Origin of the sequence: Bradyrhizobium sp. 482_C4_N1_8, from assembly GCF_052075965.1 — a bacterium.
Lineage (GTDB): Bacteria > Pseudomonadota > Alphaproteobacteria > Rhizobiales > Xanthobacteraceae > Bradyrhizobium > Bradyrhizobium barranii.
Map to the genome: position 1 here is coordinate 7,326,649 of NZ_CP197231.1, position 21,802 is coordinate 7,348,450.

At 65.0% G+C, this 21,802-nt stretch carries 19 protein-coding genes; 8 read left to right on the forward strand and 11 right to left on the reverse strand.

Going from position 1 to position 21,802, the window contains the following annotated elements; all coding sequences use genetic code 11:
* Positions 1-89: 89 nt before the first annotated feature.
* Positions 90-1,025: a LysR family transcriptional regulator gene (locus tag AB7Z56_RS34730; RefSeq protein WP_063986632.1), complete on the reverse strand. Its 936-nt coding sequence runs from the start codon at positions 1,023-1,025 to the stop codon at positions 90-92.
* 98 nt (positions 1,026-1,123) lie between these two features.
* Between AB7Z56_RS34730 and AB7Z56_RS34735 the strand changes: the two genes are divergently transcribed.
* A complete protein-coding gene (locus AB7Z56_RS34735) occupies positions 1,124-1,450 on the forward strand; it encodes a hypothetical protein (RefSeq protein ID WP_028158248.1) in 327 nt (108 codons plus the stop codon).
* A gap of 139 nt (positions 1,451-1,589) precedes the next feature.
* Here the strand turns inward: AB7Z56_RS34735 and AB7Z56_RS34740 are convergent, their stop codons facing one another.
* The 3 genes from AB7Z56_RS34740 to AB7Z56_RS34750 form a co-directional block, all read right to left on the reverse strand.
* Positions 1,590-2,288: a helix-turn-helix transcriptional regulator gene (locus tag AB7Z56_RS34740; protein WP_063985155.1), complete on the reverse strand. Its 699-nt coding sequence runs from the start codon at positions 2,286-2,288 to the stop codon at positions 1,590-1,592.
* An 87-nt stretch (positions 2,289-2,375) separates the two neighbouring features.
* Positions 2,376-3,305, reverse strand: a complete 930-nt coding sequence (locus tag AB7Z56_RS34745) for an NAD(P)-dependent alcohol dehydrogenase (RefSeq protein WP_441256746.1) — start codon at positions 3,303-3,305, stop codon at positions 2,376-2,378.
* 13 nt (positions 3,306-3,318) lie between these two features.
* Complete coding sequence (locus AB7Z56_RS34750; RefSeq protein ID WP_063985157.1) at positions 3,319-3,699, reverse strand: nuclear transport factor 2 family protein; 381 nt, start codon at positions 3,697-3,699, stop codon at positions 3,319-3,321.
* Positions 3,700-3,930: 231 nt separating this feature from the next.
* On the opposite strand from AB7Z56_RS34750, the gene AB7Z56_RS34755 reads away from it, so the two are divergent.
* Positions 3,931-4,938 carry a class I SAM-dependent methyltransferase gene (locus AB7Z56_RS34755; RefSeq protein WP_187387795.1) on the forward strand — a complete coding sequence of 336 codons (1,008 nt, stop codon included), beginning with the start codon at positions 3,931-3,933 and terminating at the stop codon, positions 4,936-4,938.
* A 52-nt stretch (positions 4,939-4,990) separates the two neighbouring features.
* Here AB7Z56_RS34755 and AB7Z56_RS34760 read toward each other — a convergent pair whose 3' ends face one another.
* From AB7Z56_RS34760 to AB7Z56_RS34785, 6 genes are all read right to left on the reverse strand, one after another.
* Positions 4,991-7,180 (reverse strand): PQQ-dependent dehydrogenase, methanol/ethanol family, encoded by a 2,190-nt coding sequence (locus tag AB7Z56_RS34760; RefSeq protein ID WP_084795281.1) that lies wholly within the window; start codon positions 7,178-7,180, stop codon positions 4,991-4,993.
* A 308-nt stretch (positions 7,181-7,488) separates the two neighbouring features.
* Positions 7,489-8,259 carry a sulfite exporter TauE/SafE family protein gene (locus AB7Z56_RS34765; protein ID WP_063985159.1) on the reverse strand — a complete coding sequence of 257 codons (771 nt, stop codon included), beginning with the start codon at positions 8,257-8,259 and terminating at the stop codon, positions 7,489-7,491.
* Complete coding sequence (locus tag AB7Z56_RS34770; protein ID WP_063985160.1) at positions 8,256-9,512, reverse strand: CCA tRNA nucleotidyltransferase; 1,257 nt, start codon at positions 9,510-9,512, stop codon at positions 8,256-8,258. The genes AB7Z56_RS34765 and AB7Z56_RS34770 overlap by 4 nt, the downstream gene beginning before the upstream one ends.
* A 10-nt stretch (positions 9,513-9,522) precedes the next feature.
* A complete protein-coding gene (locus AB7Z56_RS34775) occupies positions 9,523-9,786 on the reverse strand; it encodes a DUF6111 family protein (protein ID WP_014497409.1) in 264 nt (87 codons plus the stop codon).
* Positions 9,783-10,454 carry a CoA pyrophosphatase gene (locus AB7Z56_RS34780; RefSeq protein ID WP_063985161.1) on the reverse strand — a complete coding sequence of 224 codons (672 nt, stop codon included), beginning with the start codon at positions 10,452-10,454 and terminating at the stop codon, positions 9,783-9,785. The genes AB7Z56_RS34775 and AB7Z56_RS34780 overlap by 4 nt, the downstream gene beginning before the upstream one ends.
* Positions 10,451-11,062 (reverse strand): DUF1285 domain-containing protein, encoded by a 612-nt coding sequence (locus AB7Z56_RS34785; protein WP_063985162.1) that lies wholly within the window; start codon positions 11,060-11,062, stop codon positions 10,451-10,453. Before AB7Z56_RS34785 ends, AB7Z56_RS34780 begins: the two co-directional genes overlap by 4 nt.
* A gap of 257 nt (positions 11,063-11,319) precedes the next feature.
* Between AB7Z56_RS34785 and AB7Z56_RS34790 the strand changes: the two genes are divergently transcribed.
* From AB7Z56_RS34790 to AB7Z56_RS34815, 6 genes are all read left to right on the forward strand, one after another.
* The gene (locus AB7Z56_RS34790) at positions 11,320-12,318 is read left to right on the forward strand and encodes an AAA family ATPase (RefSeq protein ID WP_063985163.1); all 999 of its coding nucleotides are present in this window, start codon (positions 11,320-11,322) and stop codon (positions 12,316-12,318) included.
* The gene (locus AB7Z56_RS34795) at positions 12,318-13,262 is read left to right on the forward strand and encodes a DUF58 domain-containing protein (RefSeq protein WP_063985164.1); all 945 of its coding nucleotides are present in this window, start codon (positions 12,318-12,320) and stop codon (positions 13,260-13,262) included. The genes AB7Z56_RS34790 and AB7Z56_RS34795 overlap by 1 nt, the downstream gene beginning before the upstream one ends.
* Positions 13,259-16,072: a DUF4159 domain-containing protein gene (locus tag AB7Z56_RS34800; RefSeq protein ID WP_063985165.1), complete on the forward strand. Its 2,814-nt coding sequence runs from the start codon at positions 13,259-13,261 to the stop codon at positions 16,070-16,072. The genes AB7Z56_RS34795 and AB7Z56_RS34800 overlap by 4 nt, the downstream gene beginning before the upstream one ends.
* A 7-nt stretch (positions 16,073-16,079) precedes the next feature.
* The gene (locus tag AB7Z56_RS34805; protein ID WP_063985166.1) at positions 16,080-18,143 is read left to right on the forward strand and encodes a hypothetical protein; all 2,064 of its coding nucleotides are present in this window, start codon (positions 16,080-16,082) and stop codon (positions 18,141-18,143) included.
* Between the two features lie 145 nt (positions 18,144-18,288).
* Positions 18,289-18,693: a DUF2946 domain-containing protein gene (locus AB7Z56_RS34810; RefSeq protein WP_354233795.1), complete on the forward strand. Its 405-nt coding sequence runs from the start codon at positions 18,289-18,291 to the stop codon at positions 18,691-18,693.
* A gap of 147 nt (positions 18,694-18,840) precedes the next feature.
* The gene (locus AB7Z56_RS34815) at positions 18,841-21,228 is read left to right on the forward strand and encodes a TonB-dependent receptor (RefSeq protein ID WP_063985168.1); all 2,388 of its coding nucleotides are present in this window, start codon (positions 18,841-18,843) and stop codon (positions 21,226-21,228) included.
* An 83-nt stretch (positions 21,229-21,311) separates the two neighbouring features.
* On the opposite strand, the gene AB7Z56_RS34820 is transcribed toward AB7Z56_RS34815, so the two are convergent.
* Complete coding sequence (locus AB7Z56_RS34820; RefSeq protein ID WP_063986634.1) at positions 21,312-21,794, reverse strand: GNAT family N-acetyltransferase; 483 nt, start codon at positions 21,792-21,794, stop codon at positions 21,312-21,314.
* Between the last annotated feature and the right edge of the window lie 8 nt (positions 21,795-21,802).

Sequence of the window (21,802 nt, forward strand, 5' to 3'; positions counted from 1 at the left end):
GACCCAGAGCGCTGGAACGTCTGCTAAGGGCCAAAGGGCGACAAGTGGCCTGTGGAGTCTGCACCGCTCCACGCCGGGTGGTGGCCAGCTCAAAGCTCGGAGACCAATTCCACCAAGATCTGACGCAGCCACGCATGAGATGGATCGTGATCGTAGGAAGCGTGCCAGAGCAGTGAAACAGCTACGTCCTGCAAATCCACCGGAGGCTGGCTCAGGCTAAGCTTGAGTTCTGTGGCGAACAACCGAGCCAGCCGCGCGTGCATTGTCACGACGACAGGTGCGCGTGCCACCAAGGCAGGGACAGTGAGGAAGCGAGGCGTGGTCAGGACAACCGTCCGCCGCAATCCCAGTTTCTCAAGGGCGTCGTCTACCACGCCGCGCACAGTCCGGCCCGGCCGCAGGCTCGTGAGAACATGAGGTAACCGCACATAATCTTCGAGCGAGATTTGGGCGTCGGTGATGCCCGTTATCTCCTTGTTGAACATGCACAGATAGCTCTCATTGAACAGCAGACGCCGCTTGTGGTGGATCTGGCCCTGAGGAAAGACGTCATAGCCAATAGCGAGGTCCAGTTCGTCGGCATCGAGATCATCCAGAAGTCTCGACGAGTCGATGTTGTAGAGCCGCAGATGGACGCCAGGCGCGACCTCGCGCAGGCGTGCGAGGAGAGCGGGAAGGACCAGGATTTCCATGCTGTCTGGGAGTCCGAACCTGAAGGTCCGCTCTGCCGTCGCTGGATCGAATGCGTCGTCGCGTGAGACAATCGTTTGGATTTGAGACAGCGTAGCCCGCACCGGCTCTACCAGCATCACTGCACGAGGAGTGAGGCGCAAGCCGTCGGGCCCTCGCGTCAGAAGCTCGTCGCCGAACAGGTCACGCAGGCGGGCGAGGTTGTGGCTCATCGCCGACTGACCAATGCCTACGCGGCCTGCAGCTCGCGTGACGCTACGTTCGCGAAGCAAGGCATCGAGGTGAACCAGTAGGTTTAGGTCGAGATGGCTTAGATTGACGGCATCGATACCCATCATCGATTCAATCTGTTTGATCAATGAGCATAGGCCGCCCATCTTATGTGGCAAGGGAACGGAGGGCGTGGCCCACCGCCCAGCTAAAGGAGATCAACATGTCAATCCGCAGTAGCCTCTTAGCCGCGACACTAGCCTTAGCCGCTTTTGGAACCGCTCATGCAGATAGCCTCAGGCCAATTCAGGCAAAGAGCATCGATCTCGGCGGGGTGTCCGGCGTCGCCTACTACACCGTTGAGCGCGATGGGTTCCATGTCGTGACGACCCTTGCTCAGGGCGAGACGGGAACGCCAATCCGCGTAGTCTCTGTTCTCGCGCCAGGCCAAAGCGTTGTTCTCTCAACGTCCCAGCAGCCACGTGCGCTTGAAATCAGCCGGGCGGGCAACGAAGTGTTGGTCCGCAAGGCGGCGCCCGTCACAAATTAAGGTTCGAGCCTAGCGGGCGCGGTAATTTTCGGCGCCCGCTCTAACCCCGGAAGGCGTCAGGCGGCCCTTACGCCGGCGATGGTGAAGCGCACCAGCAGGTGATAGCTCGCCAGCATCAGCGTCGGACCCGGTGGTGAGATCAGCTGAGAGTCTTGCGACGTTCCGCGTCAACTTGAGCCCGCCATTGCTTGACGAGATCGCGCCGGCGACCGGGATAGCGTTCCGTCCTGAGCTTGATCTTTTCTATCCGATCCGCCCGGAATGAGCGGAAGTCCTTTCTCATTTCGCACCAGCCGGCAATGATGCGCCGGGAATCGAAAAAGCCGACGCCAATTGGCCAGATGATCCGCGTCGTCTTCGCGCCTTGCGGGTCGCGATACACAATGGAAAGCTTGTGTTGGTCGCGCATGGCTTGCCGCACGACGCGAAGGTCGACGGCTTCGGGCTGCTTCAACCTGCGCCCTACGTGAAAGGCACTGTCGTCCAGCTTGTGTTGCAGCTCCGAGGGAAGGACCGCGCCAATTTTAGCGAGCGCGTCACGCGCCGCCAGCGCGAACTCGTCATCGGTCTGGCGAGATACCCATTGGGCGCCCAGCGCCAAGGCTTGGATTTCCTGTTCCGAGAACATCAGGGGAGGAAGGAGGAAGCCGGGTTGCAAGACATAGCCAAAGCCAGGCTCGCCGTCGATTTGTGCGCCCAAGCCCTGCAAGTCGGCGATGTCGCGATAAATCGTTCGCAACGACACACCCGCCTCAGCCGCAAGGTCGTTGCCCGACACCGGGGTGCGGTGCCGCCGCAAAATCTGCATGAGGTCGAATAATCGTTGGCTCTTCGACATAGACCAAGTCTAGCACGAATCCTGCCAAAAAATGGCAGTAGGCATCGCGGGCGACGGGCGGCGGGGCTTTACTGGCCCAGACGGCATTTACATCGCTACCAGAGCCTTTCCGGCGAGCTTGTGCCCGGCTTCAAGCGCCGCGATGAGCGGGATCGCATCGTTCAGACGCACGGTCTCAGCAACTGGCAAGCGCAGCTTTCCATTCGCCGAAGCGACGGCAAGGCCGTCAAGGATATCAGCCCGCGCGGCGCAGACGATCGGCTTGAGTTTCCGGTTGAAGATCGCACGGATGAACTTGATTGGCGCTGGATTGATATCGAGATACACGCCGCCTTCGCGAAGCAGGCCAACCCCGGCGGCAACTGCCATCGTTCCCGCCGAGTCATACACTACGTCGAAGCGTTCACGGATCTTCGACAGATCGGTGGCCCGATAATCGAAGAGAGGCTGGACGTCCAAGTCACGGGCTCGCTGCATCGCCTGCGCACTGCATGTCCCCGCGACGGTCGCCCCGAACATCTTTGGGAGCTGCACCGTGGCCTCGCCGACAGCGCCGGTGCAGCCGTTGATGAACACCTGGCCGCCGGATTTCAGGGCAGCCTTGTCCACGAGGCCGTTCCATGCGGTGACCCCCGGCGTAGCCAGGCAAGCCGCGTCCTCGAACGAGACTGAATCCGGCCTCCTGGCGACGAAGGTTTGGGGAGCGATGACGACTTCGCCAAGCGCGCCACCATGCTTTATCTGCGCCATGCCGAATACGGGATCGCCAATCTTGAAGCGCGTGACACCAGCGCCGACAGCGGTCACGATGCCGGAAAAATCGCTGCCCATGGCACGCGGAAATTTCTTCCCCGTCACCATTTTGAGATAGCCATTGCGCACCTTCCAATCGATGGGATTGATGGCGGCGAACTTGACCTTGACCGCGACTTCGCCGGTCCCCGGAGCCTTCAGCTCGAAGGCTTCGAGCTTCATCGTTTCAGGGCCGCCGTAGCTGTCATATTGAATCCGTTTCATGGTCGATCGTGCCTTAGTGCGGTTGGACGGTCGCCGTGTAGGCGGCGAACGGAGTCGCGTCGTAGATCACTTCGGTCGACGCGATCTTGCCGTTCTTCACCTTGAGGAGTTCCGCGACGACGGCGTTGGCAACCGGATGGGTGTCCGCGCTGTAAAGGACGACAGCCTGATCATCGTCGCCGTAGACGGCGAGAACCGTGACCTTCTTGATCATGCGGGCGAAACCCTGGTGGAATTCGCGAAACTTCTGCATGCCGACGATCCGCCCGCGTGGCGACGTGCAAACAACGTCGTCCGCCGACACGGAAGTAATCGTATCCACGCTCCTGCTGGCGATGGCCTCGATGTAGGTCTTGGCGATCTGCAGCGCCTGGCCGTTGCTCTGGGTTTTCATCGTCTTCCTTTCAGTAAAAATGCCCTGAAAGAAGACCTAGCGCAGGCCAGTGACAGATTCTGGCAGTAGGAAATCGGCGCTGCCGAAGGCGCCTTCGCGCCGCGAGCGGCCTGCCTCCCCTGTCCTGTCCACTGCCCCGGACCTCGCGCTCCGCCAACCTTCATTTGAATGATGACGAGACAATTGGTCGCAACCACTTTCCACCGAAAGACCTGAATGAGGTCAGGAGAGATGAGCACCTGTCCAGCATGCGGCAGTGGATCAACTGCCAAACTGTTTGAAGTGACCGCAGATCAGGCCTCTCGATCCTTCGTCAGTCCGCGCCAGTATCCGGATCGCTCTCGAAAGTTAATAAGCCACCTGTCGCTGCTCTGGGGCCGCGACACCTGCGATATCCGCAAATGCGCGGATTGCGGATTTGGATTTGCAGATCCGTTCGTCGCGGGCGGCGCCGAGTTCTATAACCTGGCCGCGCCCCACCCTTCCTATCCAACCATGAAATGGGAGTATGAGAGGACGATCGAGGAGCTGAGCGGCCTCGGCACTGCCGGAAAAACGGCGATCGATGTCGGGGCCGGGTTTGGCTATTTTCTCGATCACATCAAGGACAAACTCTTTCGCGCGTCCGATATTTACGCGGTCGATTACAACGAAGCAGCGCAACAGGCCTTGCGATCGAAAGGCTACAAGACCTTTTCGGTCGACCTTCGGGAGGATGGCTTCACTCCGATGAAGGAGGCCTTCGACATCATCTTCATGTTTCAGGTGTTCGAGCACATGGACCGGGTGGATGACGTCTTCGCGCGATTGAAATACCTCCTCAAGGCGCAAGGCTCTGTCTTCATCGCCGTGCCGAATGATATCCGAACGCACTACATGGAGGGCCACGGATCGCTCATCGACATGCCGCCGAACCACATTGGCCGCTGGACGAAGGACGCGTTTGATGCGGTATGTCGACGACACGGCCTGCAATTGAGCGTTTGCGAGCGGGAGCCATTCGATCTCCTGAAGTTCCTCAGGGAAGACATCGTGGACAGCTTTTTGCGCAGGGCGGAGAAGCCGGGCAGCGTCAGTGAGTTCGTGCGCGGCCTGCCGCGAAGCAAAGCGCAGCGGATTGGGCAAGCGATGATCGCACTTGCGCTTGCACCATCACGCTTGCCGGCATGGGCCTACGCGGCCAGGAACTCATCGACGCTCGGCAGTGCGCTCTGGGTGAAGATCGACAAAGGCGCGTGACGAGCGGCCACGGTCGAACGGGCCGCTCGCCGCCGCAGCGCCTGCTGACTCATCACCTGCTCTTCGGTCTGATGGCGTCAACAGTTCCCTGTATGAAGGCCTGGAGTTTCCCGACGTCCCCTTCCGTCAACTTGCCGCTGAAATCCGGCATGCCCTGGTCGCGGAATGGACCGTGGAAGAGGATATGCCTCAGATTGGTGATCTCTTCGGCGCTGACGTAACCGAGATTGATGATGTTGCCGCCGCGGCCGACGCCAGGCACGCCGTGGCAGGCGACGCAGGCTGCCGCGACATAGATCTCGCCGCCTTCCCTGATGTCCTTCGGATCGTACTTCACGCCCTGCAGCAGACCTTCGGTCTGATATTTGACGAACGCTGGCAGCTTCGCCGTGCCGCCGAGTGCGTATGTGTAGATCGTTCCCGGGTTCTGGTACTCGGTCGCGCGGTGCGTCAGGCCGTAGGAGCCGCCCCAGCCGACCGCAATCGAGATGTATTGCCTGTCGTCGACCATGTAGGTTGCGGCGGCCGCCACCGCGCCGGTGCCGGTCGGCATTTCCCACAGCTTGGTTCCGTTTGCCGCATCATAAGCGACGAAGCGGCCATCCGCCGTCCCCTGGAAAACCAGGTTGCCGGCGGTGGTCAGCGTCCCGCCGTTCCACGGCGACACGTGCTCGACGCGCCAGACTTCCTTTTGATGCACCGGATCCCAGGCGAGCAGACGTCCGAATGGGGCCGACTTCGGAGGGTTGAAAACGAAACCGATATTCCCGCCCAGCAAGCCGCCGAGCTTGCCCGGCGCAGCAGCATTCTGCACGAACGACTTTTCCGGCGACAGATTGACCGGGATGTGCTGCGCCGGAAGGTAGACGAGGCCGGTCAGCGGATTGAACGACATCGGCTGCCAATTGTGAGCCCCGTCCGGTCCCGGAATCGACTCGTATTGATCTGCATCGCGCGCCGCAGGCAGCTCGATCGGCCGTCCGTTGGCATCGTATCCCGTCGCCCAATTCACATCGACAAAATTCTTCGCCGAGATGAACTTGCCGTTGGTGCGATCGATGACGAAGAAGAAGCCGTTTTTCGGCGCGTGCAGGATCACCTTGCGCGGCACATTGTCGATCTTGATGTCGGCGAGGATCATCGGCTGGGTCGATGTATAGTCCCAATTGTCGCCGGGCGTCTCCTGGTAGTGCCAGACATACCGGCCCGTGTCGGCGTTGAGCGCGACGATCGAGCCCAGATAGAGATTGTCGCCACCCGACGGACTGCGAAGCTTGCGATTCCAGGGACCGCCGTTTCCCGTGCCGACATAGACCATGTTCAGATCGGGATCGAACGTGATCGAGTCCCATGGCGCGCCACCGCCGCCGTTGATCCAATACTTCCCTGAGGGATCCCAGGTCTTCGCCGCGGCTTCCATCGAGGCGTCTTCAAATGGCTTGGATGGATCGCCGGGCACGGTGAACCAGCGCCAGAGCTGATGACCGGTCTCGCTGTCGTAGGCCGTGACGTAGCCGCGCACACCATATTCGGCACCGCTCTGGCCGATCACGACCTTGCCGTTGAAGACGCGAGGCGCGCCGGTGATCGTGTAGGAATGATCGTGATCGATCAGCGTGTCCGTTTCCCAGAGCTTGGCCCCGGTCGCGGCATCGAGCGCGATCAGGCGCCCGTCATAGGCGGCTTCGAAGACCTTGCCCTTGTAGAGTGCGAGGCCACGGCTGACAGCGTCGCAGCACCCGCGATAGGTCTTCGACCGGTCAACACCCGGATCGAACGACCAGATTTTTGTCCCGGTCCGCGCGTCAATGGCATGGACCACATTCCAGGGGGCCGACTGATACATGATGCCGTCGACGACGAGGGGCGTTGCCTCGATGCCGCGCGATGATTCCAGATTGTAACTCCAGACGAGCCCGAGATCCCTGACGTTGTCAGTGTTGATCTGATTGAGCTTGCTGAACCGCGTTTCGGCGTAGTCGAGGCCGACGGTCGGCCAATCCCTGGATCTCTTGGTATTGGCTTCAATGAAGTCGCGGTCGACTCTCGAGATATTCGCCTTGATGCGGTCCGGCTTCGCGTCGGTCCCGGTCTGCGCCCATGCACTGGAAGGGAGAGAAAGACCCAGGAGAGCAGGAAAGAGAACAAGAACGGCACTGATCTCACGGAAGGCAATCTGAATCCTGGACCGATTGCGCGACTTTTTTTCAGGCCATTGGCACTCTGTGTTGGATCGTCCCATGCCTCACCCTCCTCCGTGCACGTCGAGACCACGATGCGTGCGCATGCCTGCGCCCGCTTCCATTGATATGAAGTCTCAAACCTGCCTCGACGGTGCTACTGAAGCATTTCAGTCCTGACATGCCCGATTGCAGTTGTAAGAAAGCGTCCCGCTTGGCCCACCGGCCCACGGCCGTCATCGGCGGAAATCTTTTCAACCCCCGGCAGTCAGGATCGGGCGTTTCGGCTAGCATTTGGTGGCGTGCAAGCATCGGGACGGAATGTCCGTCCTTGAAAGGACATCGCGAACGCCAATCGGACCGGAGTCATCTATGCGATCAGCGACCTTGCCGCAGCCGAGATCATCACCAGCCCGCCGGTGATCACGGCGACGTCGAGGATCGCCGTGTGGATATGCACCGGCATGCGTTCGACAAAAGCCTTTGCGAGGAACGCGCCGGGGATCGCAATCGCGCCGATCAGCAGCGCGAAGGCGAGCACCTGCGCATTCACCGCGCCGGCAAGGCCGAACACCGAGATCTTGATGAGACCGGTGCCGAGCGAGATCATCGCATCGGTCGCGATCACGGCGGCGCCTTCGAGGCCCGCGGCCATCAAGAGCGAGAGCAGGATCACGCCGGAGCCGGAGGTGCCGCCGACCAGCACGCCGTAACCAACGGAGCCGGCGGCAAGGCCGGTGTCGCCGATCCTGACCTGGCGGCGGCGGAGCACGCGGCGCAGCGGCACGCTGAGGATCAGCATGGAGCCGATCACGAGCGCGGCGCCCGCATTGGTGAGGCGCGTGTAGCCGTAGGCGCCGAGCGCGGTCGTCAGCGCCGCACAGGCGAGCACGATCAGCGCGCGGCGGCGATCGGCATAGCGCAGATAGGCGAGCGCGCGGCTTGAATTGGTGAAGATCGCGGAGATCGCGATGATCGGCACCACGGGCTCGGCGCCGACCAGCGGCACCAGCACCAGCGGCATCAGCGCGCCGGTGCCGTAGCCGGCGAGACCACCGATGATCGAAGCAAACAACGCCATCAACGCGACCAGCAGGAGCTGAAGGATCGAGATGTCGGCGAAGCCTGAGACGATGGTCACGTTCTCTCATCGCGGCTGACGCGTGCCGCTGCTTGATCGGCGATGGAAGCGAGCGCGGCTTCCTCTAGGGGAAAATCCGCCGCAAGCCAAGCGTCCTCGGCAAGCGTCAGCACATGCCCGAGCGCGGGTCCTTCCGCCATGCCGCGGGCGATGAAGTCGGCGGCGCGCAGCGGAAATTTCGGCGCAATCCAGCGCTGCGGCAACTCGGCGAGCGCACGCCAGCGCGACGATCCGACGTCGCCGCCGGCCCGCGCCCAGCCAAGCAACACGCGATCGTGATAGCGCTCCGCGCCGAGCCGATAGAGCAACCGCCGCGCATTGGCCTCGTCCTTGGTGGCGAAGCGCCACCAGCGATGCCCCATCGAATCCAGCGCCTTGCTTTCTACATTGGAGAGCCGCAAGCGCGTGGCAACGCGCTTGGCATCTTCGGTCACGGCGACCGTCAGCGCGGCGAGCCGCCGCGTGCTGCTTGCCGGCAAGCCAAGCTCGCCCTCGATCGCGATCATGGCCGACAGCGGCCCGGTATAGACGACGCCTCCGCTCAGCACTTGCAGCAACCCGCCATCCGCCATCGCGACCGCGGCGTCAGAGGCACCGTGAGCGACCAGCAGCTTCAGCATCTCCATGCGCACCCGCTCGGCCGACAGGCTCGCAAGACCCGCGCGGCCGCGGATGCAGGCGAGATAGCCGTCGCGGTCGGGCTTGCCGGCCCCGAAGGCGGCGTGGATGCGGAAGAAGCGCAGGATGCGCAGGAAATCCTCGGCGATGCGCTGGTCGGGATCGCCGATGAAGCGCACCCGCCGCGCGGCCGCATCCGCGATCCCGCCGACATAGTCGTAGACGACGCCCATCGCATCGGCCGAAAGTCCATTCATGGTGAAGTCGCGGCGCTCGGCGTCCTTCACCCAGTCGCGGCCGAACGCGACCTTGGCCTTGCGGCCGAAGGTCTCGGTGTCCTCGCGCAGCGTCGTGACTTCGTAAGGTTGCCCGTCGATGACCAGCGTGATGGTGCCGTGGTCGATGCCGGTCGGCACGCTCTTGATGCCGGCAGCCTTGGCGCGCCGCATCACCTCGTCGGGCCGCGCCGTGGTCGCGATGTCGATGTCGCCGGGCACGAGACCGAGCAACGCATTGCGCACGGCGCCGCCGACCACGCGCGCTTCCTCGCCGTTGCCGTTGAGCAGCGTCAGGACGCGCGCCGTCCCGCCAGAGGTCAGCCAGGGCGCATTGGCGAGTAACGGCTCTGCGCTCATGGTCCAGCCCCTATTTTTCCACGCCCGGCACGAGCCTGCCGTTCTCGATATGGGCGGGAACGTAGGTCGAATCCGGTGCGGCGCCGGAGAAATGCGCGAAGCCGATCAGCCCCGCGATGACAAGCACGAGCGCGGCCAGGACAAGGCGCGCGACGACGGTGACCGGCCAGGACGATCGCGCGAACAGGCCGGAGCGGGTGGCGGCCAGGAACAGCGCATAGACGGCAAAGGGGATGAGGAAAATTCCGATCTCGGTCAGAACCGGCCGGATCATGATGAGTAGATCCGCTCATACAGCACACGCAACATTCCGGCCGTCGCACCCCAGATGTAGCGTTCCGCGAACGGCATCGCGTAGTAAAAGCGCTCCATGCCGCGGAATTCCTTGCTGTGCACCTGGTGGTTCACCGGGTTCATCAGGAAGGATAGCGGTACCTCGAAGGCATCATCAACCTCCGAATGGTTGATGGTGAGCTCGAAGCCGGGCCGCACCTTGGCGACCGTCGGCAGGATGCGGAAGCCGAAAGCGGTGCCGTAGAGATCGAGATAGCCGATCGGCTCGACGAAGTCTCTGGACAGGCCGACCTCCTCCTCGGCCTCGCGCAAAGCCGCATCGAGCGGCGAGGCGTCGATCGCGTCGATCTTGCCGCCGGGGAAAGCGATCTGGCCGGCGTGGTCATTGAGATGCGCCGAGCGCTGCGTCAGCAGGATGGTCGGCTCGGGACGGTCGACCACGGCGATCAGGACCGCAGCCGGCCGCACCGGCTGCTCGCGCGCGACGATCTCGAGCATCTTGTCGGTGCCGGGATCGCCCGAGGCGGGGATGACGTTCGGATCGTAGAGGCCGGGCGGCACGTCGAACCCGAGCCTCGCCCGGGATCGGGCGAAGAAATCGGCCGCGCCGATCACGACCGGACCGCTCTTCAGGATAGGCTTGTTCAAAGTGCGGCCCTCACCTGCTCCGCGTCGGCCATGGCGAAGAATTCGCCGGCCGACTCGACGCCGAACATCGGCTGGCCATCGACCATCCGCTCCTCACCCATGTCAACCAGATCGTAGTAGAGTGCGCGGGTGACCTTGGCCCAGAGATCGGCGCGGACATGCAGGTATGGCGTCAGCCCGCCCTCCCTGGCCTGCTCGAAGCGCAGCCGGTGCGCGGCATCGCAGGTGACCCAGTCGTCGACATTGGTGCGGAAGCGGAGCACGCGATGGTTGTCCTCGCCGTCCTTCTGCATCTCGACCGCCATGAACGGCGCATCGTCGACGCGAATGCCGACCTTCTCCACAGGCGTGACGAGGAAATGCTTGTCGCCCTCGCGCTTCAGGACGGTCGAGAACAGGCGGACCAGGGCGTGTCGTCCGATTGGCGTGCCCATGTAGAACCAAGTACCGTCGGACGCGATTCGGATGTCGAGATCGCCGCAAAACGGCGGATTCCACAGATGCACCGGCGGTAGGCCCTTCGTGGCGCCTTCGGTATTGGCGGCAGTTTTGGCGGCGGCAGTCAGCCCCTCAAGACCTCGATCGGCGCTCTGCCCTTGGTTCGCCATGGTTTGCCCTGACTTTGTCTGTTGGCACGATTGGTGCAGGTTTTACGTTGTACCCGGGTGCGCGGTTCCACACCGGATTAACCCGGTGTGGAGGTCGCCACTTCGTGATGCCCTACATATCCCTAAGCCGATAAGGTGGGGATAGGTTAATTCAACGAATACATGGCCTTCCTGCAAGTCTAGCATAGGGCCCATGTGCGACTTGTGATGATCTGACGACGCAAGCGGGCCGCGTGGCGGACTTAAGGAGCTGACGGATGGCGGAAAGTGTCGAGAAACTGGAAGACGGAATCGTCCGTTCGGCCGAGCAGGTGTCGAGCCAGATTCGCGCGGCGAAAGACGCAATCGCGTCCGTCATCTTCGGCCAGGATCGGGTGATCGAGAACACGCTCGTCACCATCCTCTCAGGCGGTCATGCGCTGCTGATCGGCGTGCCCGGCCTCGCCAAGACCAAGCTGGTCGAGACGCTCGGCATCACGCTGGGCCTCGACGCCAAGCGCATCCAGTTCACGCCCGATTTGATGCCGTCGGATATTCTCGGTGCCGAAGTGCTCGACGAAAGCACCGCCGGCAAACGCTCCTTCCGCTTCATCTCCGGTCCCGTGTTCGCGCAGCTGCTGATGGCGGACGAGATCAACCGCGCCAGCCCGCGCACGCAGTCGGCGCTGCTCCAGGCGATGCAGGAGCAGCACATCACCGTCGCCGGCGCGCGTCACGACCTGCCGAAGCCGTTCCACGTGCTGGCCACGCAAAACCCGCTGGAGCAGGAAGGCACCTATCCGCTGCCGGAAGCCCAGCTCGACCGCTTCCTGATGGAGATCGACGTCGACTATCCCGATCGCGACGCCGAGCGCCGCATCCTGTTCGAGACCACGGGTGCCGAGGAGACGCTGGCGAGGGGATCGATGAACGCAGATGCGCTGATCACCGCGCAGCGGCTGATCCGCCGTCTGCCGGTCGGCGATTCCGTGGTGGAGGCGATCCTGTCGCTGGTCCGCTCGGCCCGTCCGGGCGAGGAGAGCGGCGAGACCGGCAAGTTCATCGCCTGGGGTCCCGGCCCGCGCGCCAGCCAATCCTTGATGCTCGCCGTGCGAGCACGCGCGCTGATCGACGGACGCCTCGCGCCCTCGATCGACGACGTGCTCGACCTCGCCGAGCCCATATTGAAGCACCGCATGGCGCTGACGTTCCAGGCGCGCGCCGAAGGCCGCACGATTCCGGACGTGATCAAACAATTGAAGGCTCGGATCGGTTGATGGCCGCAGACAACGGGCACACAGCGAAGGAGATCATCGCGATCCGACGTGCCGATGGCGAAAGCCGTACGCTCGCCGCTTCACTGCCGCGCCTGGTGCTCGAAGCCCGCCGTATCGCCGCCAACGTCATCCATGGCCTGCACGGAAGGCGCCGCGCCGGTTCCGGCGAAAATTTCTGGCAATACCGCCGCTTCGTCTCCGGCGAGCCGGCGCAGAACGTCGACTGGCGCCGCTCGGCGCGCGACGACCATCTGTATGTGCGCGAGCTCGAATGGGAAGCCTCGCACACGGTCTGGATCTGGCCCGACCGCTCGCCCTCGATGGCGTTCGCCTCCAAGACCGCGCGCGAATCCAAGCTCGAGCGGACGCTGATCGTCGCCTTCGCGCTGGCCGAGTTGCTGGTCTCGGGCGGCGAACGCGTCGGCATTCCCGGACTGATGGCGCCGACCGCGAGCCGCAGCGTCATCGACAAGATGGCGCAGGCGATGCTGCATGACGATGCCGACCGGCTGAGCCTGCCGCCGTCCTTCGTGCCTTCCGCGCTCGCCGAGATCATCGTGCTGTCGGATTTCTGGTCGCCGATCGCGGAGATCAAATCCACGCTCGCGGGCCTGTCCGGCTCCGGCGCGCATGGCACGATGGTGCAGGTGGTCGATCCCGCCGAAGAGTCGTTCCCTTATTCCGGCCGCGTCGAGTTCGTCGAGCCCGAGGGCTTCGGCGTGATCACGGCGGGCCGCGCCGAGAGCTGGGCGCAGGACTACACCGCGCGGCTCGCGCTGCACCGCGACCAGATCCGCGCCGAGACCAGCAGACTCAACTGGCTGTTCACGACCCATGCGACCGACCGCTCCGCCGCCGAGCTCTTGCTGTTCCTGCATGCCGGCATGCAGGTGAGCAAATCGGGCACCCGCACCACGACGATCAAGGTGGGGCCGGCCGCATGATGGGATTGCCGCTCGCCTTCACCGAACCGCTGCTCCTGATCGGCCTCGTCAGCCTGCCGGTGCTGTGGTGGCTGCTGCGCGTGATGCCGCCGCGGCCGCGCCGCATCGAGTTTCCGCCGACGCGCCTGCTGTTCGACATCGCGCCAAGGGAAGAGACGCCCTCGCGGACGCCGTGGTGGCTGACCGCGCTGCGGCTCCTAGCTGCGGCCCTCGTCATTTTCGCCGCCGCCGGCCCGATCTGGAATCCGCAGACCGGCGCCGCCGGCAGCAAGGCGCCGCTGATGATCATGTTCGACGACGGCTGGAGCGCCGCATCGCATTGGGATGTCAGGGTCAGGGCCGCCGACGAGCTGATCGCCAATGCCGACAACGACCGCCGCGCCATCGCGCTGGTGCCGCTGTCCGAGCCGAACCGCGACATCACCCTGATGCCGGCGGGTGCGGCGCGCGTCGCACTGCGCCAGCTCGCGCCAAAGCCCTACTCGATCGATCGCGTTGAAACCCTGACCGCCATCGACCGTTTCCTGAAGGCCACCGGCGACTGCGAGATCGCCTGGCTGTCGGATGGCGTCGACACCGGCCGCGGCGAGGACTTCGTGCAGGGCCTGGGCAAGACCATCGGAGATCGCAGCCTGACGGTGTTCGAAGGCGGCACGTCCTCCCCGCTGGCGCTCGTCGCCGCCGAGAACGCCGCCGCCAAGATGACGGTGAAGGTGCTGCGCACCGACAGCGGCATCGCCGTCGGCACCGTGCGCGCGCTGGACCAGAAGTCTTCGCCGATCGGCGAAGCGCGTTATTCGTTCGGCCCGCAGGACAAGGAAACCGAAGCCTCGTTCGACCTGCCGGTCGAGCTGCGCAACGACATCACGCGGCTCGACATATCGGGCGAGCGTTCGGCCGGCGCGGTGCAACTGCTCGACAAGCGGTGGCGCCGCCGCGCCATCGGCATCGTCACCGGCACGACCAGCGAGACCGCGCAGCCGCTGCTGGCGCCGACCTTCTACCTGACCCGTGCGCTGGCGCCGTTCGCCGACGTGCGGCTCGCCGACCGGGGCTCGCCGCAGCAGGGCATCACGCAATTCCTCGACCAGAAGCTGCCGATGATCATCCTCGCCGATGTCGGCACCGTCGCTCCTGAAATCCGCGAGCGCCTCAACGCCTGGATCGACCAGGGCGGCGTGCTGGTGCGCTTCGCCGGTCCAAGGCTCGCGCAGGCCGAGGACGATCTCGTGCCGGTCAAGCTGCGCAAGGGCGGCCGCACGCTCGGCGGCAGCCTGACCTGGGAGAAGCCGCAGCATCTCGCCGCCTTCGCGGCAAACGGCCCGTTTGCCGGCGTCGCCGTCCCCAAGGACGTCACCGTGAACCGCCAGGTGCTGGCCGAGCCCGACGCGGTGCTCGCCACCAAGAGCTGGGCCTCGCTGGAAGACGGCACGCCGCTCGTCACCGGCGAGCATCGCGGCAAGGGCCTGGTCAGCCTGTTCCACGTCAGCGCCGACATGCGCTGGTCTGACCTGCCGATGTCGGGCACCTTCGTCGAAATGCTGCGCCGGGTCGTCGACATGTCCGGCTACACCGCCAAGCCCGGGCCCGGGGTCGCGGCCGAGGCGAGCACCGAGACGGTGGCGCCGCTGCACATCCTCGACGGCTTCGGCGCGTTCGGTCCGCCGCCGGCCACCGCAAAGCCGCTGCCCGCGGATTATCGCGACCGCGCTACGCCTGATCATCCGCCCGGCTTCTATGGTCCGGCAGAAGGACCGCTCGCCGTGAATACGCTCGCAGCTTCCGACCGCATCGCCGCGCTGAACACCGCAGGCCTGCGCGCCCGGCACGCGACTTACACCAACGCCGAGCCGCGCGACCTGCGCGGCTGGCTGCTGTCGACGGCGCTCGCGCTGTTCCTGATCGACGCCATCATCGTCGCGGTGCTCGGCGGCGGGATCGCCGCGCTGCTGCGCCGGCGCGCCGCGACAGCCATGATCGTCGTCGGGCTGGCGCTTGCAGGCCTGGTGTCGCTTGCGCCCGCGCCGTCGCGCGCCGATGGCGCGTCCGACGAGTTCGCCATGAAGGCGGTGTCGCAAACCCGCCTCGCCTATGTCGTCACCGGCAATGCCGACGTCGATTCCATCGTCAAGGCCGGCATGTCCGGTCTGACGCAATTCCTGGCGCAGCGCACCGCGCTGGAGGCCGGCGATCCCGTCGGCATCGATCCCGGACGCGACGAGCTCGCCTTCTTCCCACTGATCTACTGGCCGATCGTGCCGGGCGCGCCCAAGCCGCCGCAGGATGCCATCAACAAGATCGACGCCTACATGAAGCAGGGTGGCACCGTGCTGTTCGACACCCGCGACGCGATCGAAGCGCCGCCCGGCGAGAACGGCGCCGCACAGACCCCGGGCATGCAGACGCTGCGCGAGATCCTGTCGTCGCTCGACGTGCCCGAGCTCGAACCGGTGCCGCGCGAGCACGTGCTGACCAAGACCTTTTACCTGCTGCGCGACTTCCCGGGCCGTTTCAGCACCGGCCAGACCTGGGTCGAGGCCTTGCCGCGCGATGAGGACGACGACAGCGCGCAGCGGCCGGCCCGCGGCGGCGACGGCGTCTCGCCAATCATCATCACCTCGAACGATCTGGCCGGCGCCTGGGCGCAGCGGCTCGACGGTCAGTTCATGCTGCCGATGTCCGGCGGCGACGCCCGCCAGCGCGAATTCGCCTACCGCGCCGGCGCCAACATCGTGATGTACACCCTGACCGGCAACTACAAGGCCGACCAGGTGCACGCACCGGCCCTGATCGAACGGTTGGGGCAATAGGATCGACATGAATTACGGCATTGCGTTCACGCCGCTTGTTCCCACGATCGTCCTGTGGCTCGCGCTCGCCGCGATCGTCGTCGTTGCGCTCGTGCTGCTGGTGGCGCGTGCGCGCGGTGCAGCCGTGCGCGTGGCCGCGCTGGCGCTGTTCCTGCTGGCGCTCGCCAATCCCTCCTTCACCCGCGAGGACCGCGATCCCCTCACCTCGGTCGCCGCCGTCGTGATCGACAAGAGCCCGAGCCAGAATTTCGGCAACCGCAATCGCGAGGCCGCGCAAGCGCAGGAAGCGCTGGTCGACAGCCTGAAGAAGATCAAGGGCCTCGAGGTCCGCGTCGTCGACGCCGGACAGGCCGATGGCGAGACCGACGGCACAAAACTGTTCGGGGCGCTGGCCACCGCGCTGTCGGACGTGCCGGTCGACCGCGTCGCCGGCGCGTTCCTGATCACCGACGGCCGGGTCCACGACATCCCGGCCAATACCGCCGGGCTCGGCTTCCAGGCGCCGGTGCACGCGCTGATCACCGGGCAGAAGGACGAGCGCGACCGCCGCATTGCGATCACGGCCGCGCCGCGCTTCGGCATCGTCGGACAGACCCAGACCATCACCTACCGCCTCGACGACCAGGGCGTCACCGGCGAGCGCGCCAAGGTCACGATCCGCAGGGACGGCGAGGTCCTGGGCGAGCGCACGCTATCGAGCGGCCAGAGCGCAAGCGTCGACGTCGACATCAAGCATGCCGGCCCCAACATCGTCGAGATCGAGGCCTCGCCGCTCGAGAAAGAGCTGACGCCGGTGAACAACCGCGCGGTCGTCGCCATCGACGGCGTGCGCGACAAGCTGCGCGTGCTGCTGGTCTCGGGCGAACCACATTCCGGCGAGCGCACCTGGCGCAACCTGCTGAAGTCCGACGCCAGCGTCGACCTCGTGCACTTCACCATTCTGCGTCCGCCGGAGAAGCAGGACGGCACGCCGATCAACGAGCTGTCGCTGATCGCGTTTCCGACCCGCGAGCTGTTCCAGCAGAAGATCAACGAATTCCAGCTGATCATCTTCGACCGCTACGCCCGCCAGGGCGTGCTGCCGATCGCCTATTTCGACAACATCGCGCGCTACGTCCGTGCGGGCGGCGCGGTGCTGGTCTCGGCCGGCCCCGACTATGCCTCCAACACCAGCATCTGGCGCACGCCGCTGGATTCGGTGCTGCCGGCTGAGCCGGTCGGCGTGACGGAAAAGCCGTTCTATGCGCATCTGTCGGAGATCGGAAAACGCCATCCGGTCACGCGCGGCCTCGAGGGCTCCGCGAGCGAACCGCCGCGCTGGAGCCGCTTCTTCCGCACCGTCGACACCCGCAATGCGGTCAACCCGCCGGTGATGACGGGCGTCGACGGCAAGCCGCTCCTGTTCCTGTCGCGCTTCGGCGAGGGCCGCGTCGCGCTCTTGCTCTCCGACCATATCTGGCTGTGGGCGCGCGGCTATGAAGGCGGCGGCCCGCATCTTGACCTGCTGCGGCGGATGTCGCACTGGCTGATGAAGCAGCCGGACCTCGATGAAGAGGCGCTGCGCCTCCAGGTGCAGGGCAAGGACCTCGTCGTGGTGCGCCAGACCATGTCGGACAGTGTCCAGCCGGTCAGCGTGACCTCGCCGTCCGGCGTATCGCAGGACCTGACGCTCAGCCCTGCCGATCCCGGCGAGTGGCGCGCCAGCCTGCCGGCCAGCGAGCTCGGCCTGTGGCAGGCGACCGACGGCACACTGAAGGCGCTGATCAATGTCGGCCCGACCAATCCGAAGGAGTTTTCGGAAGTCACCTCGACGACCGAAACCCTGAAGCCGCTGACGCAGGCGACCGGCGGCAATGCCGTGCGCGTGGTCGACGGCACCAGCGTCGAGCTACCGCGCATCGTGCCGGTGCGTTCGGCGAGCGTCTTCGCTGGCGATGGCTGGATGGGCGTGCGGATGCGCGACGCCAGCGTCGTGAAGGGCGTCGGCGTGCTGCCGATCTTCGCCGGCCTGATCGGCCTGTTGCTGCTGCTCGGCGCGTTTGCCGCGACCTGGGTCCGCGAAGGGCGCTAGTTGCCTGAACGACACATCGCGCGGCCACCCGCGCGAGATCGTTTGACTTCCGTTGACATAAGCAGACCGTTCCTGCGATGTTACATTATAACATCGCAGGAAGCCGAGGGGATCGGCGCCTCGCGATGTGGGGTGGCTTTTCCAGATGAAGTGGTTCCGGTCGAATATCAGGCACGGCGCCCGGCTCGCGTTGTTCGCGATGCTGGTGCAGTTCGCGTTGACGTTCGGCCACAGCCATTGGATCGCCCAGGCCGCGCCCCTCGCACAGTCCTCGCTCCAGCAGACCGACAGCGGCAAGAGCATCGCTTCGATCGACCGCGCCGCGGTCCAGAAGCAATCGCCCGCCGGCCCCGACCGGGAGCAGCCGGGCGAGGACAATTGCGCGATCTGCGCCGTGGTCGCGATGGCGGGTACCGTCGTATCCGCGACGCCGCCTGTGCTCCTGCTGCCGCAGGCGATCGAGCTGCTTCAGCTCACCACCGATGCCGAATTCGTCCATCTGAAATCGGCCGGCACGGCGTTCCAGCCCCGCGCCCCTCCCGCGTCCTGACTCCAGACATCACTTGATCACGCCCGGCTCGCCGCTTTCCGGCGAACGCACGGGAGAAGTTGAAGTCGAATTCCGTCGCGCTGCGACGGCAGGCCGCCTCCGATCAGCACCAAATCTTGCGGACGGCGCCTGACTGGAATCAGGACTATGTCATTTGAATTGCGACGCGCGCAGCGTCTGGGTGGAGCAAGCCTGCTCCTGCTCGGCGCCGCCGCCACATCGGCGCTCGCCCAAGAGCCGGTACAACAGCCTGCGCAAGATAAATCATCGACCGAGATCCCCGCCGTCACCGTGACGGCGCCGAGCCCGATCGTGCGCAGGGTGGTGCCGACCCGCAGCCCGGTCCATGTCGCGCGCACCGGACGGTCGCGCGGCCAGCAACGCGCGGCGGAAGCAACGCCGGCGGCGCCAGCGACGGCCGCCACGCCCCAGCAGGGCGTGCTGCCAATCGTCACCAACCAGTTCGCCACCGTCACCGTGGTGCCGAACGAGGAGATCCGCCGCGAGGGCGGCGGCCAGCTCGGCGATCTCCTGTTCTCCAAGCCCGGCATCACCGGCTCGAGCTTCGCACCTGGCGCCTCAAGCCGGCCGATCATCCGGGGCCTCGACGTCAACCGCGTCGGCATCGTCGAGAACGGCACCAATGCGAACGGCGCATCCGATCTCGGCGAGGATCACTTCGTCCCGATCGATACGCTCGCGACCAATCAGGTCGAAGTGGTGCGCGGGCCGGCCGCCTTGCGCTATGGATCGACCTCGATCGGCGGCGTCGTCAGCGCGACCAACAACCGGATTCCGGACGCGCTGCCAACCTGCGGTGCCCAGCCGTTCCAGAGTTATGGCATGCCGGTGAAGGCGCCACTCGCAACCGCTGGGACATCGCCCTGCGTCACGGCCGAGACGCGTTCCGCGTTCAGCTCGGTCGATCGCGGTGTCGAGAGCGGCGTGCTGCTCGACACCGGCGCCGGCAATTTCGCGTTCCATGCCGACGTCTACGGCCGCAACACGACGGATTACGGCATCCCGAGCTACCCCTATTTGACCGACCAGACCCGGACCATCACAAACGGGCGCCAGCCCAATTCGGCGTCGCGCACGGACGGCGCCTCGATCGGCGGCTCCTACTTCTTCCAGGGCGGCTATATCGGCGCGTCGATCACGCAGAACGACTCGCTCTACCATATCCCCGGCATCGACGGCGCCGACCACAACACCCGGATCGACGCGCACCAGACCAAGATCAACGTCAAGGGCGAGTACCGGCCCGATGCCGCCGCGATCGACACCATCCGCTTCTGGGCTGGCACCACGGATTATCGACACAACGAGATCGGCCTTGCCGATCCCGCCGATCCCAACACCGACGGTGTGCGGCAGACCTTCACCAACAAGGAGCAGGAGATCCGCACCGAGGTGCAGTTGATGCCGTTCAACGCGCGCTTCGCCGAGGTGACGACGGCGCTGGGCTTTCAGGTCGGCCATCAGGAATTGACCGCGCCGAGCCCTGACAATCCCGGTACGCTGTTCAACGGCCTGTGGGACCCCAACAACAACACCCGCGTTGCCGCTTACGCCTTCAACGAGTTCAAGTTCACGGACGCGACGCGAGCCCAGATCGCCGGCCGCATCGAGCATGTCGAGCTGCACGGCACGACGCCGAACTTCCCGCCGGATTATCTACCCGACGGCACGCCGCAGGTGGGCATCGCACGCAATCCGTCCTTCACGCCGAAGAGCGGCAGCATCGGCCTGTTGCAGGACCTGCCGGGCGGCATGGTCGGCAGCATCACCGCACAATATGTCGAGCGCGCGCCGAAGCCGGCCGAACTGTTCTCGCGCGGTGCGCATGATGCGACCGCGACGTTCGACATCGGCAATCCGAACCTCACGATCGAGACCGCTGAGTCGGTCGAGGTTGGACTGCGCAAGGCGACGGGGCCGTTCCGGTTCGAGGCGACCGTCTACTACACGCATTTCGACAATTTCATCTTTCGCCGCCTCACCGGCGTGATGTGCGACGACAGTTTCGCGTCCTGCGGCACGCCGGGCGCCGAGTTGAACCAGGCCGTCTATTCGCAACGCAATGCCAATTTCCGCGGCGGCGAATTCCAGTCGCAGCTCGACGTCGGCGCATTCCAGGGCGGCATCTGGGGCATCGAGAACCAGTTCGACGTGGTGCGCGCCACCTTCACCGACGGCACCAACGTGCCGCGCATTCCGCCGCTGCGGATAGGCGGCGGCGTGTTCTGGCGCGACGACAACTGGTTGATGCGCGTCAACCTGTTGCACGCGTTCGCGCAGAACAACGTCGCCGTGATCGCGGAGACGCCAACGCCGGGCTACAATTTGCTGAAGGCCGAGGTCAGCTACAAGACCAAGCTCGATCCGCGTCTGTTCGGCGCGCGCGAGATGACGGCCGGCATCGTCGGCAACAATCTCCTCAACGAAAACATCCGCAACTCGGTGTCCTACACCAAGGACGAGGTTCTGATGCCCGGCATCGGCGTGCGGGCGTTTGCCAACTTCAAGTTCTAGCCTTGCGACAGCCGGGGCCCGCGGGCCCCGGCACATGCGCGTTGAGTGAACCGTAGCCCGGATGGAGCGGAGCGAAATCCGGGCTACGGGCTGCGCGTCAGCCGCTTCTCGAAGCGCCATTGATCGACGGGGAACGGCCCGTTCGAGGTGTCCGTCATCATCACGAAGGTGCCGGCGTTGCGCCAACCGCTCTTCTCGTAGAACCGCGCAGCGCGCGCGTTGCCGACGGCGCAGGCGAGCCACGCCAGCTCCACGCCGCGCGCGGCAAGGCGGGCCTCTGCGTCGGAGATCAGCGCCGCGGCCACGCCCGCGCCGTGCGCCTTCGGCGATACGAAGAGCTGATACAATTCGTCAGCCCTGACGGCGCAGAAGCCGAGCGGCGCGCCGGCCGGGCCGACGACGCGGATGTCGGGAAGCATGACCGCCAGCCGATCGCGAAAATTCGGGAGCGTGCGAAGGCGGACCAGTTCTTGCGGCGCAAGCGAGGCATGCGACCCATGCCAGGCATCGTGCCACAGCTGAGCGAGATGATCGACTTCACCGGCATCAGCGGGCCGCACCTGCATCATGGATA

Excerpts from the sequence above, each read along its gene's own strand:
- AB7Z56_RS34730 (WP_063986632.1), bottom strand. The coding sequence starts at position 1,025 with ATGGGTATCGATGCCGTCAATCTAAGCCATCTCGACCTAAACCTACTG.
- AB7Z56_RS34735 (WP_028158248.1), top strand. The coding sequence starts at position 1,124 with ATGTCAATCCGCAGTAGCCTCTTAGCCGCGACACTAGCCTTAGCCGCT.
- AB7Z56_RS34740 (WP_063985155.1), bottom strand. The coding sequence starts at position 2,288 with ATGTCGAAGAGCCAACGATTATTCGACCTCATGCAGATTTTGCGGCGG.
- AB7Z56_RS34745 (WP_441256746.1), bottom strand. The coding sequence starts at position 3,305 with ATGAAACGGATTCAATATGACAGCTACGGCGGCCCTGAAACGATGAAG.
- AB7Z56_RS34750 (WP_063985157.1), bottom strand. The coding sequence starts at position 3,699 with ATGAAAACCCAGAGCAACGGCCAGGCGCTGCAGATCGCCAAGACCTAC.
- AB7Z56_RS34755 (WP_187387795.1), top strand. The coding sequence starts at position 3,931 with ATGAGCACCTGTCCAGCATGCGGCAGTGGATCAACTGCCAAACTGTTT.
- AB7Z56_RS34760 (WP_084795281.1), bottom strand. The coding sequence starts at position 7,180 with ATGGGACGATCCAACACAGAGTGCCAATGGCCTGAAAAAAAGTCGCGC.
- AB7Z56_RS34770 (WP_063985160.1), bottom strand. The coding sequence starts at position 9,512 with ATGAGCGCAGAGCCGTTACTCGCCAATGCGCCCTGGCTGACCTCTGGC.
- AB7Z56_RS34775 (WP_014497409.1), bottom strand. The coding sequence starts at position 9,786 with ATGATCCGGCCGGTTCTGACCGAGATCGGAATTTTCCTCATCCCCTTT.
- AB7Z56_RS34785 (WP_063985162.1), bottom strand. The coding sequence starts at position 11,062 with ATGGCGAACCAAGGGCAGAGCGCCGATCGAGGTCTTGAGGGGCTGACT.
- AB7Z56_RS34790 (WP_063985163.1), top strand. The coding sequence starts at position 11,320 with ATGGCGGAAAGTGTCGAGAAACTGGAAGACGGAATCGTCCGTTCGGCC.
- AB7Z56_RS34795 (WP_063985164.1), top strand. The coding sequence starts at position 12,318 with ATGGCCGCAGACAACGGGCACACAGCGAAGGAGATCATCGCGATCCGA.
- AB7Z56_RS34800 (WP_063985165.1), top strand. The coding sequence starts at position 13,259 with ATGATGGGATTGCCGCTCGCCTTCACCGAACCGCTGCTCCTGATCGGC.
- AB7Z56_RS34805 (WP_063985166.1), top strand. The coding sequence starts at position 16,080 with ATGAATTACGGCATTGCGTTCACGCCGCTTGTTCCCACGATCGTCCTG.
- AB7Z56_RS34810 (WP_354233795.1), top strand. The coding sequence starts at position 18,289 with ATGAAGTGGTTCCGGTCGAATATCAGGCACGGCGCCCGGCTCGCGTTG.
- AB7Z56_RS34815 (WP_063985168.1), top strand. The coding sequence starts at position 18,841 with ATGTCATTTGAATTGCGACGCGCGCAGCGTCTGGGTGGAGCAAGCCTG.
- AB7Z56_RS34820 (WP_063986634.1), bottom strand. The coding sequence starts at position 21,794 with ATGCAGGTGCGGCCCGCTGATGCCGGTGAAGTCGATCATCTCGCTCAG.